The following is a 13,321-nucleotide window of genomic DNA, read 5'->3' on the forward strand; positions in this document are numbered from 1 at the left end:
CTGCTCAGGCCTTCAACTTGTATCCGAAGCCACGGACCGTCTCGATCCGGTCCTGGCCGATCTTCGTGCGCAGCCGCTGCACATGGACGTCGACGACGCGGGTGTCACCACCCCAGCCGTAGTCCCACACGCGTTCGAGCAGCTTGTCGCGGCTCAGCACCGTACCCGGCGTGGACGAGAACTCCAGCAGCAGCCGCATCTCGGTGGGCGTGAGCGCCACCGGCGTACCGCCCCTGCGCACCTCCATGCCCTCGGTGTCGATCTCCAGGTCACCGAAGGCGAGCACCCCGCCGTCCATCGACGCGGGCTCCTCGGCAGCCCCGCCCTGGCCGCCGCTCGCATGCCCGAAGCGGCGCAGCACCGCGCGGATCCGCGCGACCAGGACCGCGCCGTCGAAGGGCTTGGTCACGTAGTCGTCGGCGCCCGCCTCCAGGCCGAGCACGACGTCGATCGAGTCGGCGCGCGCGGACAGCATGATCACGGGGACGGTCGACTCGTCGCGGATGCGTCGGCACAGGCTGACGCCGTCGAGTCCGGGGACCATGACGTCCAGGAGCGCGATGTCGGGCCGGTTCGCGCGGAACGCCTCCAGGCCGGACAGTCCGTCGGGCATGGCGGTGACCGCGAAGCCGTCGCGCTCCAGGGCGAGTTGTGTGGCCTCGCGGATGACGTCGTCGTCCTCGACGAACAGGACGTGGGTCTGCTCTGCCATCCGGCTGCTCCGTCTGCTCTCAGTTCGAAGGGGCGGGCGTGTCGGCGCCGCCCACCGCGTTGCTGTAGTCGTTGTGCGTCCGGGACTCCTCGGTGAAGTGAGTCGTGGACCAGCCGTAGGTGATCACTTCTTCGCTGGAGGGATACGCCACCGGGTCACCCTTCTTGTACAGCTGCTGGGTGACCACCAGAGCGCCCCGGTCGATCTCGGCGTAGACCGGAGGCTGCTCGGCCTTGAAGACGTTCTGGTACTTACCCCCCTCTTCGCGGTACACGTACGAGCCGACGCCGACGGCATCGCCGCAGGCCATCACGTTGACCACGATGTCGTCCGAGGCTCCTCCGGTCAGATCCCCGTACGACACGTCGACCGGGTACTCGTCGGCGACGCACGGCTTCAGGGCGCTCTTGACCGTCGCGCTGACCTCCGGGTCGTCCTTGACGAGCTGGACCGCGTCCACGCGCTTGGCCGCCCTGGACGGTGAGGGGGAGGCCGAGGGCGTGGTGGCACCCTTGGCGACCGCCTCACTGCCCGCCGGGCCCTCGTCGCGGGCGCCGGTGCCACCCGTGGCGCAGGCGGTCAGGAAAAGGCCGAGGGCGGCGAGCACGGCGACTGCCGCACTCCCCGCCTTCAAGACCTCCCTGGCCTGATTTCCTAGGCCGCGCAACGCTCCCGCTCCTCACGTTCGAGCGCGCGGGCGTCCAGGTCGCGGCTCTCCAGCTCCTCGCGGAGCCGGGCCAGCGCCCGGTGCAGCGTGCTCTTGACCGTTCCGGCCGACATGCCAAGCGCGGCGGCCGTCTCCTCGGTGGACATCTGCTCCCAGTGTCGCAGCACCACGACACTGCGCTGCTTGGGTGCCAGCACCTTCATGATGTCCATCAGCAGCGCGCGGTCCGCGTGCTGCTCGGTGGAGTCGTCGACGCTCGCGTCCGGAAGCTGCTCGGTGGGCACCTCTTCGAGCTTCCGCGCCCGCCACCACTCGGTACGCGTATTGATCATCACGCGGCGCAGATAGGCGTCGGCCAGCCGCTTGTCCGCGATGCCGTCCCAGCGGCCGTACGTCCGTACGAGCGCGGTCTGCAGCAGGTCCTGGGCGTCGACCGGGTCGGGGACCAGACGGCGGGCACTGCGCAGCAGCGCGTCCTGCCGGGTGCGGACGTACTCCTCGAATTCGAGCACCTCGCCGTGCGCCATGATCAACCGCCTCCATCCCCGTTTCCGACCTGCCTGCTGCCGGTTGTCCGTTGCTGCTGTGCCGCGCTTCGTGCGGCACAGAAATGAAGCTACGGAGGCGTTGTCACGGGGTTGTCCGAGCCAGCCTGCGACGAGCACTCGGCTGTCCGTCGGTTGTGTAACGGATGTAGGTGGTGGGTAGGGCGGGGCGAATATATCTACCAGTTGGTCCTGCTTTGTGGCCTCTGCTGTGTCAACTCCTATGTCAACGGCAGGCGATACAGGCCGTCCGGGAGCGGCTCCACGAGTCCGTCGGCGACGAGGCCGTCGAGGGCTCGGGCCCGCTGTACCGGTTCGTCCCATACGCGGTCCAGGGCCGCCTGCGGGACCGCCCCGGCGGCCTCCCTGAGGACGGCGAGGAGTTTGCCGCGGACCTGACGGTCCGTGCCCGCGTACGTCTGGCCGCGGCGCGGCGGGCCCTCGTGCTCCGGCTTGCCCGCCAGTTGCCACGCGCACTGCGCCGCGATCGGGCAGCGGTGGCAGGTCTCGTTCTTCGCCGTGCACACCAGCGCGCCGAGTTCCATGGAGGCGGCGGCCCAGCGGGAGGCCGTGCGCTCGCTCTCGGGGAGGAGAGCGCGGGCGAGCTTGCGCTCGGCCGCGGTCGTGGCGTTCGGGGGGTACTGCACGCCGGTGACGGCCCTCGCGAAGACCCGTCGAACGTTCGTGTCGAGTACGGCGTGACGCTGGCCGTACGCGAACGACGCGACCGCCGCCGCCGTGTACTCCCCGATACCGGGCAGCGCGAGCAGCTGCGGGTGCTCGGTGGGTACGTCGCCGCCGTGCCGTTCCGTTATGGCCATCGCGGCGCCGTGCAGCCGGAGCGCGCGCCGGGGGTAGCCGAGCCTTCCCCAGGCGCGGACGGCCTCGCCCGGGGCCTCCTTGGCCAGGTCGGCGGGGCGGGGCCAGCGGGCCAGCCACTGCTCGTACACCGGCAACACGCGGTTCACCGGCGTCTGCTGCAACATGAACTCGCTGACCATCACCCCCCAGGGGCCGGCCTCGGGGTGCCGCCACGGGAGGTCACGGGCGTGCTCGTCGAACCAGGCGATGACGGGGGTGTGCAGGGTCTCGCCGGGGGCGTTTTGGGTGGGCTTGGTGGGTGTAGTCATCGGGGTCGATCCTGCCACGTGGGGGTGGGGAGTGTGCGGTGCCGCCGGGGGTGGGGTGGGTTTTTCGCCCCCGCCGCCCCTGCCCTTCTGGTCCCTGGGGGCTCCGCCCCCAGACCCCCGTATCGCGCTGACGCGCTCGTCCTCAAGCGCCGGACGGGCTGAAGACCAGGATGATGATCCGGAAAAGTTGCGCCCGAGGCGGCGGGTGGGGCCAGCGGCGCGGCGGATCTCTCGTACAGTTTGCGCCGTGGGATCTCTGCGCAATCCGGTCGGGCCGCTTCCCTCCACCATCTACTGGCGTCGGAGGGCCGTTCTGCTGTCTGTGGTCGCGCTGTTGGCGCTGCTCATCGTCTGGGTGGTCGGCTCGGGCGGCGGGGGCGGAAAGAACGGCGCCGACGGGTCGAACGGGAAGAATCCCGCGCCCTCGATCACTCCGGGACCGTCGGGCTCCGGGCCCGCGATCAGTCAACACCCGGGCGGGCGCGACGAGTCGAGCGGCGGCGACAGCAGCGGCACGAGCGGATCGGGTGACGGGTCCGGGTCGGGATCCGGGGACTCCAGCACGAGCGGCAGCGGGTCCGGCGCGGGGACCGACGACGGGTCCAAGGGCGGCGGAGGCTCGGGGGAGCAGCTCCCCGCCGGTTCCAGCCTTCCCAACTGTGCCCCTTCCGCCGTCAAGTTGACGCTGCGCAGCGTCAACAACACATACGCGCCCGGCGAGAACCCCACCTTCGAGCTCGTCGCCCAGAACTCCTCCGCCGGCGACTGCAAGGTCGATCTCGGCCCGAAGAACGCCGTCCTGACGATCACTCAGGCCGGCAGCGACACCGACATCTGGTCCTCGGACGACTGCCCGAAGAGCACCGGCAGTCTCCTGTTCCGCGTTCCGGCCGACGGCCAGGTGACCTACACGGTGGAGTGGGACCGCAAGGCCAGTGTCCCCGAGTGCGCCACGCCTCCGGCCGGATCGGCGTCCGCGGGCACGTACTTGGTGGAGGCGAAGGCGCCGGGGCTGACGAAGGCGCAGACCTCGTTCGTGCTGTCCAAGGACTGAAGGCCTGAAGGAAGCGCCTGAAGGAAGGGCCGCCTGAAGGAAAGGGCTGAAGGGCCGGGGAGGCTCGCGCTTCCTCGGGTGGCTACTCGCACTTCCTCGAGCGGCTAGACGTAACGCTCCAGGATGGACGACTCCGCCAGCCGCGACAGGCCCTCGCGGACGCTGCGCGCCCTCGCCTCGCCGACGCCGTCGACCGTCTGGAGGTCGTCCACGCTGGCGGCGAGCAGCTTCTGCAGGCCGCCGAAGTGCTCCACGAGCCGGTCGATGATCGCGCCGGGCAGGCGGGGCACCTTGGCGAGGAGGCGGAAGCCGCGCGGGGAGACGGCGGAGTCCAGCGCCTCGGGGGAGCCGGTGTAGCCCAACGCCCGTGCCACCGTGGAGAGTTCGAGGAGCTCCGCGTGACTGAGCGCGTCCAGTTCGGAGAGCGCCTCGTCGACCGTGCGGGAGCGCTTGGCGGTCGGCTCGGGTACGTAGTCCCGTACGACGAGTTCACGCTCGGGCTCGACGCCCGCGATCAACTCGTCGAGCTGGAGGGCGAGAAGGCGCCCGTCCGTGCCCAGTTCGACGACGTACTCGGCGATCTCGGTGGCGATGCGGCGCACCATCTCCAGACGCTGGGCCACCGCGGAGACGTCCCGGACGGTGACGAGGTCCTCGATCTCCAGCGCTGACAACGTTCCCGCGACCTCGTCGAGGCGGAGCTTGTAGCGCTCCAGGGTCGCGAGGGCCTGGTTGGCGCGGGAGAGGATCGCGGCGGAGTCCTCCAGGACGCGGCGCTGGCCGTCGACGTACAGGGCGATCAGGCGCATCGACTGGGAGACCGAGACGACGGGGAAGCCGACCTGCTTGCTCACCCGGTCCGCGGTGCGGTGCCGGGTGCCGGTCTCCTCCGTCGGGATCGTCGGGTCGGGCACCAGCTGCACGCCCGCCCGCAGGATCTTGGTGATGTCCTTGTCGACGACGATGCCTCCGTCGAGCTTGCAGAGTTCGCGCAGCCGGGTCGCCGTGAAGTCGACGTCCAGGACGAAACCGCCCGTACACATCGCTTCGACGGTTTTGTCCCAGCCGAGCACGATGAGTCCGCCGGTGTTGCCGCGGAGAATTCGCTCGAGCCCGTCTCGAAGCCCCGTGCCGGGTGCCACGGCGCTCAATGAGGCGCGCATCAGGCCATCGGCACCGGAGCTCCCACCGGCCTTTCCGGGAGCTGCTGCCCGGTCGTTGGCTGCCACTGCACTCCTCCGGTCGCAGGTTTCCGGTCGCCCTTGGTTCGTACGGACGGGCGAGACCAGGGCAAAGTCTACCGGCGCTCTTCGTCCTCCCGTGGGGCCTCTCGAGGACGGGACCTCGGCAGTACCCGCAGCGCGTCGCCCATGTCGGCGACTTCCAGGACCTTCATGCCGGGAGGGATCTTGCCCGGGTCGGTCGGTACGAGGGCGTGCGTGAAGCCCAGGCGGTGGGCCTCGGCGAGCCGGCGCTGGACGCCCGTGACCCGTCTGACCTCGCCCGCGAGGCCGACCTCGCCGATCGCCACGAGGTTCTTGGGGAGCGGGGTGTCACTCGCGGCGGAGGCGAGGGCGAGCGCGATCGCGAGGTCGGCGGCGGGCTCGGAGAGCTTCACGCCGCCGACCGTCGCCGAGTAGATGTCCCGCTTCCCGAGGGCGCTGATCCGGCCGCGCTGCTCCAGGACGGCCAGCATCATCGAGACGCGGGAGGTCTCCAGACCGGACGTCGTACGGCGGGGGGAGGGGATCTGGGAGTCCACGGTGAGCGCCTGCACCTCGGCGACCAGGGGGCGGCGGCCTTCGAGGGTGACGGTCAGGCAGGTGCCGGGGACGGGCTCGGCGCGGCGCGTGAGGAACAGGCCGGAGGGGTCGGCCAGGCCCGTGATCCCCTCGTCGTGCAGCTCGAAGCAGCCGACCTCGTCCGTCGTCCCGTAACGGTTCTTGACCCCTCGTACGAGCCGAAGGCGTGCGTGCCGGTCGCCCTCGAAGTGCAGGACGACGTCCACGAGGTGTTCGAGGAGGCGGGGGCCCGCGATCGCGCCGTCCTTGGTGACGTGGCCCACGAGGAGGGTGGACATGCCGCGCTCTTTGGAGGCGCGGATGAGGGCTCCCGCGACCTCGCGGACCTGCGCCATGCCGCCGGGTGCGCCGTCGATCTCCGGGGAGGCGACGGTCTGTACGGAGTCCATGATGAGCAGGGACGGCTTCACGGCGTCCAAGTGGCCGAGGACGGCGGCGAGGTCGGTCTCGGCGGCGAGATAGAGGTGGTCGTCGATCGCCTTGATGCGGTCGGCGCGGAGCCGGACCTGGCTGGCCGACTCCTCACCCGTCACGTACAACGTGCGGTGTTCCTCGCTCGCCGACTTGGCCGCCACATCCAACAGGAGCGTGGACTTGCCGACGCCCGGCTCGCCCGCGAGGAGGACCACCGCGCCGGGGACGAGACCGCCGCCGAGGACGCGGTCGAACTCGGGCACGCCGGTGGTGCGGGCGGTGGCCTGGCGGCCGTCGACCTGGCCGATGGGCACGGCGGACGTGGTGACACGGCCCGGTGTCGTCGTACGGACCGCGGGCGTGCCGTGCTCCTCGACCGTCCCCCATGCCTGGCATTCGGGGCAGCGGCCGAGCCACTTGGCCGTCTGCCAGCCGCACTCGGTGCAGCGGTAGGACGGCCGGTCCTTCGCGGTTTTCGTACGGGCAGCCATGACCGAACCGTAGCCGAGGGCACTGACAGCCGAGCCGTGCTGTGGACGGCCCGGCTGCCAGGGCACCGGAGCGGTCCGTCGCGATCACCCCGTCACGGCCACCGCCACCCCCTCGTCCGCCTCCGTCGCGGACTCCTCCTCCGTACGGCCGTGCAGGGCCAGCAGCACCAGCAGGGCCGCGAACAGGGCCGCGGAGCCGCAGACCACGAAGCCGATCGAGTAGCCGTGGCCGAGGGCGTCGAGGGCGTAGGAGCGGGCCGCGCCCGGCGGGGAGGTCGCGGGGACGGAGTTGAGGGCGAGCGGGCCGCCCTCCTTGAGGACCTCGTGGGCCGCGGCCTGCGAGGCCGGGGCCAGCTTCGACCCGGCCAGCGAGCTCGTGACCTGGGCCGCGGCCTGGCTCAGGGCGACCGCGCCGATGACGGCGGGGCCGAGGGTGAAGCCGAAGTCGCGCAGCAGGTTCGTGGAGGCGCTGGCCATGCCCGCGAGGTGCACCGGCACGGTGTTCACGGCCGTCGCCGTGATCGACGACACCGTGAACGCGAAGCCGACGCCGACCAGACCGAGGGGCAGGATCAGCGAGGTCAGCGCACGGTCGTCGACCGCGAGCGTGGCCGCCAGGAAGTCCCCGGCCGCGATCAGCAGCAGGCCCGCCGTGAGCAGCCGACGTGCGGAGACCCTGGCGAGGAGGCGGGAGGTGAGCGGGGTCAGGAACGGGGTGATGCCGTTGAGGAGCAGGAACGCGAAGGCCGTACGCATCGGGGTCTGGTGCTGGATCGGGCCCAGCCGGATGCTCGCCGCGTACGCCGTGCCGAGGAAGCTGAACATGCCGACGACCGCCACGATCGACGCGATCGCGAAGGAGCGGTTGCGGAACAGGTCGAGGCGCAGGAGGGGCGAGGCCGCCCTGCGCTCGGCGGCGACGAACAGGACGAGGAACACCGCCGCGACGACGAAGGCGACGACCACCGGAGCCGAACCCCAGCCGTCCGTCGGCCCCTGGATGACCGCGTACAGCAGAGCGAAGAGGCCGACTCCGATGGTGATCTGGCCGCCGAGGTCCAGTGAACGCCCTTCCGGGGACCGGGAGTCGGTGGCGAACAGGAGGCTCACCAGCGCGCTGAGCGCGGCGACGATCGCCACGACCACGAACGACCAGCGCCACGAACCGTACGTTCCCGTGATGCCGCCGAGCAGTGGCGCCAGGAAGCCGCCCGCCGAGAGGCTGGATGCCCAGACGGCGATCGCGCGGGCCCGCTGGGCGTGGGTGTGCGTGCCCGCGGCGATCATCGCGAGCGAGGTCGGGAAGAGCGCCGCGGCGCCCAGGCCGGCGAGCGCCTGGCCCACCCAGAGCTGGTGGACGCCTGCGCTGGAGGCCGCGACCACCTCGCCGGCGCCGAGCAGGAACGCGCCGCCGACGAGCAGGCGCTTGCGGCCGAAGAGGTCGCCCAAGACGCCGAAGGACAGCTCCAGGACGGTGACCGGCAGGAGGAAGGCGTCGGATATCCACGTCAGCTGGGAGCCGACCGGATGCAGGTGCTCCTGGAAGAGGCCGTTGAGGGTGGCCGGGATCGCGATGCCGATCTGGGCGAGGCAGACGGCCAGGCAGCCGGCGATGAGGGTGCCGAGGGGGAGGCGGGGTGAGGGGGCTGGGGAAGGGGAAGGGGATTTCGGCATGAGGTGTCCCTGGGGTGGGTGCCGGAGTTGGGGAACTGCGCAATCTTTTAGGGGGGTTTGGGGGCGCAGCCCCCAAGGGACGATGGGGTCCCCCCGCTCGAGCGAAGCCGAGAGCGGGGGGAGGGTAGGGGCGGCGGGGCGAGATCAGCGGGTCAGGGGCGTGCGGCCCACGGTCAGCTCGGCCGGGTGGTACGGGGTGTACGCGGCGCCGTCGAGGTCGAGGCCGAGGGCCGCCTTCTGAAGGGCGGCGGGGGTGGTGGTGCCGCCCCAGCGGCCGGTGCTGACGCGGTGTTCGACGGCGTGGACGGCGGCAACCGTCTCGGCCGCGGTGAACGCGCAGTGGCCCTGGCGTTCGACGTAGGCCTGGCGGAGCAGCGCCCCGTCGCCGGAGGCCCGGACGCGGTCCGCGAACTGTTCCTCCTGCTCCACCGGGACGAGGTTGTCGGCCGTGGTGTGCACGTCGAGGAGGGGCACGCCGAGGCCCTGCCCGGCGGAGGACGTGCGCGCCGCGGTGCGCACGGCCGCGGGGTCCGCGGTGACGTCGGCCCCGTGGGTGAGGGCCTTGAGGTCCGCGTGGAGGTCGAGCCCCGCGGCACGGTAGAGCGCGCGGACCTGGGGGGAGTGCACCGAGCCCGCCAACAGCCGGGCGTAATCGACGCCCTGGTTCCAGGAGTTGTTGCCGCCCACGGACTGCTCGACGGCGTACCGGCCACCCTCGACGAACGACAGCAGGCCCTGGGCGAGCCACGCGTACTGCTGCTCCTCCTGCCCCGCCCAGTCGTCGGCGGCGGGGCGGTCCTGGCCGGGGGCCCAGGCGGGAAGGTTGAGGAAGGCGGCGGCCAGGGCCACTCGGGCTCTGCCCTGCGCGGTCGCCTGCGAGGCGGTGACGGCGGCGGTGAGACGGTCGGCGGTGGCCGCCGCCTCGCCGGCCGAGGCGAAGTTCACCAGCTTCACCTCCTCGGCCGGGAGCAGGAGGCGGGCGATCGTGTACTCGGCGTCCAGCTGGTAGTTGTCCAGGTCGGTGCCGCCCGCGACGAGTCCGCACAGGCCGAGCGCGCCGTCCACGCGGCCCGCGCCGTCCCGGGCGATCCGCGCGTTGACGAGGCCGCCCATGGACTGGCCGACCGAGAGCGTGCGCCGGGGCTTCCCGATCTCGCCCTTGACGGCGTCGAGGGTGGCGAACTGGTCGCGTTCGGCGCTCTCCAGTGCCCACATGGACCCGTTCGGGTCGTACGAGGATCCGGCCAGCGCGTAGCCCTCGGCGAGCAGTTCGGTACGGGCGCCCGCGGAGGGCGCGTCCTGCGCCACGGTCGGGCCGAAGCCGTGGCTGAAGAGGAGCAGCGTGCCGTTCCAGTCGGCCGGTACGTCGGCGATCCAGGTGGCGCCGTCGGCGAGGGTGCCGGTCAGGTGGCGGGCGGTCGCCGTCTCCGCGTGGGCGGCGTAGGCGGTGGAGGCGGTGGCGGAGAGGGCCGCTGCCGTCGCCAGAGCGGCGGTTGTACGGGCGATCGGGCGGGCGCGGGGGGTGCGGGCGGGGGGTGCGTGGGGTGTGCGGGTGCGGGCGGGCATGTCGTAGGGCTCCGATCTGCGGGTGGAGGGGGAGCACTGTGGACGGATGCTCAGTGCACTGAACGCCTGGGAATGTAGGGCGGTTTTCCAACTGCCGTCAATGGAATGCACAACATCAGTTCATGGCGGGGTCACGACTGGTCGCGACAGGGGCTGGGGTGGGGGGAGGGAAGGGGAGCGCGGGACGTGCTCGTCGGGAGGCCGAGGGCCTACGCCTCCGCCGGCACCGTCTCCAGCAACCGTCGCGCCGCCTCCCGCGCGGGTGCGTCCAGGCGCGCGTGCACCGCGCGGAACGTCTCCTCCGCCGGGCCCGCGGGCCAGTCCGCGGGCAGATGCTGCACAGGCAGGCGCGGGTCGGAGCGGATGACCTGGAGCCACTCGGTGGACAGGAGCAGGCGCAGCGCGAGGGCGTCCTCGGTGTCGTCGGCGCCCGCAGCTCCCGCGCCCGTCGTGTCTGTCTCGCCCGCCCCCGCGCCGCTGATGCCCCGCCCCTTCCGGAGCGGCCGCTCCCGCAGGGGACGCCAAGCGTCATCGAACGCCCGGTAGCGGGCGGCCAGTTCGGCCAGGTCCCACGTGTCGTCGATCATCTCGGCGATGTCCATGCCGAGGTCGGCCCGCGCGCGGAACACCTTGACGTGCGCGGAGAGGCCGAGTTCCGCGACGATCCCCGAGACGTCGACCTCGCCGGGCGCGATCCACAGACCGCTGAACAGCGGCCCGAACCCGGCCCAGGTGAGCTGCGAGCGCAGATCGTGCCGCTGCCGCTGCCAGGACTCGGGCAGCGAGAAACCGAGCAGCGACCAGGTGCCGTCCCAGTCGCGGTTGACCGCGCCGGACTTCCATATGCGCTGCTCGCCGTCGCGCAAAATCGCCTCGGAGCGCTCGGTGAGCCCGAAGTACATGCGGCGGCCCTCGCGCCGGCGGCGCAGCAGTCCGCGGCCCACCATCCGGGTCAGCGTCGACCGCGTCGCATGCTCGCCGACCCCGGCCCGCGCGAACACCTCGATCACGCTCCCCGAGTACACGCACACACCCCGGCCCAGCACCTGATCGCCGAGGAAGGTCAGCATCAGGGACTGCGGGCGCGGCGCGTTGTCGGTGGTCACGGGGGTACGGTACGACGCCGATGGCCCGTGCGGGACAGCCTGTGGACAACCTCTCGCGCAGCGGCCCGGCGGCCTCGGGGGCGCGACTTCACCACCCGCGAGCGCAGATGCGTGACCTCGGGCGACTCGATCACCTGGAAGCGCTCCAACTCCATGCGCGGCCCGTCCGGATGGCCCGCTCTCGGCTGCTCTCGGCAGGTCACCGGCGGGGCGGGCTGCCATCGACCGGAAGGGCATCTGCCATCGACTGCCATTGCGGCCAGTGAAGGCCTAGGCCACGGGATCGGAGGTTCCTGTCCCCTTATGAGGGATCGTTTCACCCGTACGGATTAAATGTGCTCAAGGGGGAAGAAGGGGCCACCCCTAGGCGCCTACGGTCGCACGGGTGATGAGCAGCAGTCCGGAGACCTCAACGCACACCACCGGCGCACACCGGGCGCACGGAGACGCGCGCAAGCGGGTGGCCGCGCCCCGTGGCGCATCGACCCGCACCCTGCCTCAGCGCCCTCCCGCGCGCTACGAACCCTATCTGGACGGCCTGTTCACCTACTGCCTGTCCGTGCTGTGCGACCACGACGCGGCCACCGCCGCCCTCGGGGACGTCCTCGCGCTGGCCGAGCGCCGGGGCGCGCGCGCCCCGGAGTCCGCGGGCGACCGCAGGGCCTGGCTGTACGCCCTCGCGCGCTGGTCCTGCCTGCGCAAGCTCGCCGAGGCCCGGCGCAGGCGCCAGGCGGCGCACGCCTCCGGCCGCCGCGCGCCCCACAAAGGCCATCAGGACGCCGCCGACCAGCGCGTGGCCGAGGCGCTGAGCGCCCCCGTCTCCGAAGAGGCCCAGGCCCAGCGGCAGCGCGAACTCGCCCTGCTGGCCTGGCCGGAGGCCGCGGGCACCACCCCGGAGCAGCGCGAGGCGCTCGAACTCGCCGTGCGCCACCAGCTCGCCGCCCACGAGGTCGCCGCCGTCCTCGGCATGGAGCTCGCCGCCGCGCGCGAGCTGCTGGCCTCCGCCGCCTGCGAGGTCGAACGCACCCGCGCGGCGCTCGCCGTCGTGGAGACCGGCAGCTGTCCGAGCGTCGCCCGCCTCACCGGCGACCACGAGTTCGTCCTGAGTGCCACCCTGCGCCGTGAACTCGTCCGGCACGTCGACGACTGCCCGCGCTGCCGCCGTACCGCCGAGCGCGCGGTCCCCGGCGCCTGGCCCGGCACCAGTGTCACGCCCGCCGCGCTCCCGGTCCTGGAGGCCCCGCGCGCGGCCCTGCACGCCGCGATGGCGCACGTCCCGCGCGCGCGGGGGAGCGCTCCCCGCTTCGACCGGCGCGGTTTCCCGATGGACCCCAAGGACCGCGTCGCGCGAAGGGACCGTTTCCGCGCGCGTGCCGTCACGACCACGGTCGTCGCGACCGTCATCGCCGCACCCGTACTCGCCCTCTGGGCGGCCTACCGCGGCGCGCCCCTCACCGGCGAGGGCACGGACGGCCGCTCGGTCACCGCGAGCGAGGCGCAAGCGCCCGACGGCATCAACGGCGAGGAGGCGGGCGGCTACGAGAACGCGGGCAACGCCAGCGCCAAACCCGACGCCCGCTTCACCAAGGGCAGCCGCTCGCCCGACGTCTCCGTGGAGGTCATCAGCGCCCCCGGAAGCGCCCTCGGCAAGGGGACCGGACACCTCTCCGTCGAGGCAGGCAACAGCGGCGACACGACCCTCATCACGCTGACCGCGTCCGGGAGTTCACCGGTGCACTGGTCCGCGCACACCGGGGCCTCCTGGCTCTATCTCAGCCAGTCGTCGGGAACCCTCGAACCGGGCGAATCGTTGACGATCAAGGTGTACGTCGATCATCTTCACGAGCCGGCAGGCACCTGGAGCGCGCGGGTGTCGATGGCACCGGCAGGCGCCGTGGTCACGATCGAGGGGTATGGGAACGCGGGCCCGTCCGGCCCCGGGGGCGGCCACGGCCCCGGCCCGACCCCCAGCGACCCGACCCCGTCCGACCCCGCTCCCACCCCGAGCGACCCGACGCCCTCCGACCCCGGCCCGACGCCCAGCGACCCGACCCCCTCCGACCCGCAGCCGACTCCCACGGACTCCGCCCCGTCCGACCCGGGAAGCTCGACGCCGCCGCCCGGCGACAGCGGCGACCCGAGCCCGACCTCGTAACCCTG

11 protein-coding genes are annotated in these 13,321 nt (G+C 72.3%); 2 read left to right on the forward strand and 9 right to left on the reverse strand.

Going from position 1 to position 13,321, the window contains the following annotated elements:
- Positions 1-4: 4 nt before the first annotated feature.
- The 4 genes from cseB to ACZ4WS_RS24915 form a co-directional block, all read right to left on the reverse strand.
- Positions 5-712 carry a two-component system response regulator CseB gene (cseB, locus tag ACZ4WS_RS24900; RefSeq protein WP_467983428.1) on the reverse strand — a complete coding sequence of 236 codons (708 nt, stop codon included), beginning with the start codon at positions 710-712 and terminating at the stop codon, positions 5-7.
- A gap of 19 nt (positions 713-731) precedes the next feature.
- On the reverse strand, positions 732-1,379 hold the full coding sequence (locus ACZ4WS_RS24905) for a hypothetical protein (protein WP_467983430.1): 648 nt from the start codon (positions 1,377-1,379) through the stop codon (positions 732-734).
- Entirely contained in the window at positions 1,367-1,906 is a 540-nt protein-coding gene (locus tag ACZ4WS_RS24910) for a SigE family RNA polymerase sigma factor (protein WP_168510000.1), read from the reverse strand. Before ACZ4WS_RS24910 ends, ACZ4WS_RS24905 begins: the two co-directional genes overlap by 13 nt.
- A gap of 239 nt (positions 1,907-2,145) precedes the next feature.
- Positions 2,146-3,054, reverse strand: a complete 909-nt coding sequence (locus tag ACZ4WS_RS24915; RefSeq protein WP_467983432.1) for an HhH-GPD family protein — start codon at positions 3,052-3,054, stop codon at positions 2,146-2,148.
- 247 nt (positions 3,055-3,301) lie between these two features.
- Here ACZ4WS_RS24915 and ACZ4WS_RS24920 point away from each other — a divergent pair, with 247 nt between their 5' ends.
- The gene (locus tag ACZ4WS_RS24920; RefSeq protein ID WP_467983434.1) at positions 3,302-4,108 is read left to right on the forward strand and encodes a hypothetical protein; all 807 of its coding nucleotides are present in this window, start codon (positions 3,302-3,304) and stop codon (positions 4,106-4,108) included.
- A 104-nt stretch (positions 4,109-4,212) separates the two neighbouring features.
- Here the strand turns inward: ACZ4WS_RS24920 and disA are convergent, their stop codons facing one another.
- From disA to ACZ4WS_RS24945, 5 genes are all read right to left on the reverse strand, one after another.
- Positions 4,213-5,337, reverse strand: coding sequence for a DNA integrity scanning diadenylate cyclase DisA (gene disA / locus ACZ4WS_RS24925; protein ID WP_467983436.1), 1,125 nt, complete (start codon positions 5,335-5,337; stop codon positions 4,213-4,215).
- Between the two features lie 68 nt (positions 5,338-5,405).
- Positions 5,406-6,815, reverse strand: a complete 1,410-nt coding sequence (gene radA, locus ACZ4WS_RS24930) for a DNA repair protein RadA (protein WP_467983438.1) — start codon at positions 6,813-6,815, stop codon at positions 5,406-5,408.
- Positions 6,816-6,899: 84 nt separating this feature from the next.
- Positions 6,900-8,489, reverse strand: coding sequence for an MFS transporter (locus tag ACZ4WS_RS24935; RefSeq protein WP_467983440.1), 1,590 nt, complete (start codon positions 8,487-8,489; stop codon positions 6,900-6,902).
- Between the two features lie 144 nt (positions 8,490-8,633).
- Positions 8,634-10,055: an alpha/beta hydrolase gene (locus tag ACZ4WS_RS24940; RefSeq protein ID WP_467983442.1), complete on the reverse strand. Its 1,422-nt coding sequence runs from the start codon at positions 10,053-10,055 to the stop codon at positions 8,634-8,636.
- A gap of 209 nt (positions 10,056-10,264) precedes the next feature.
- Entirely contained in the window at positions 10,265-11,125 is an 861-nt protein-coding gene (locus tag ACZ4WS_RS24945) for a PaaX family transcriptional regulator (RefSeq protein ID WP_467983509.1), read from the reverse strand.
- Positions 11,126-11,546: 421 nt separating this feature from the next.
- On the opposite strand from ACZ4WS_RS24945, the gene ACZ4WS_RS24950 reads away from it, so the two are divergent.
- Entirely contained in the window at positions 11,547-13,316 is a 1,770-nt protein-coding gene (locus tag ACZ4WS_RS24950) for a BACON domain-containing protein (RefSeq protein ID WP_467983444.1), read from the forward strand.
- The last annotated feature ends 5 nt before the right edge of the window (positions 13,317-13,321 follow it).

Source organism: Streptomyces sp. NPDC029292 (assembly GCF_055569295.1).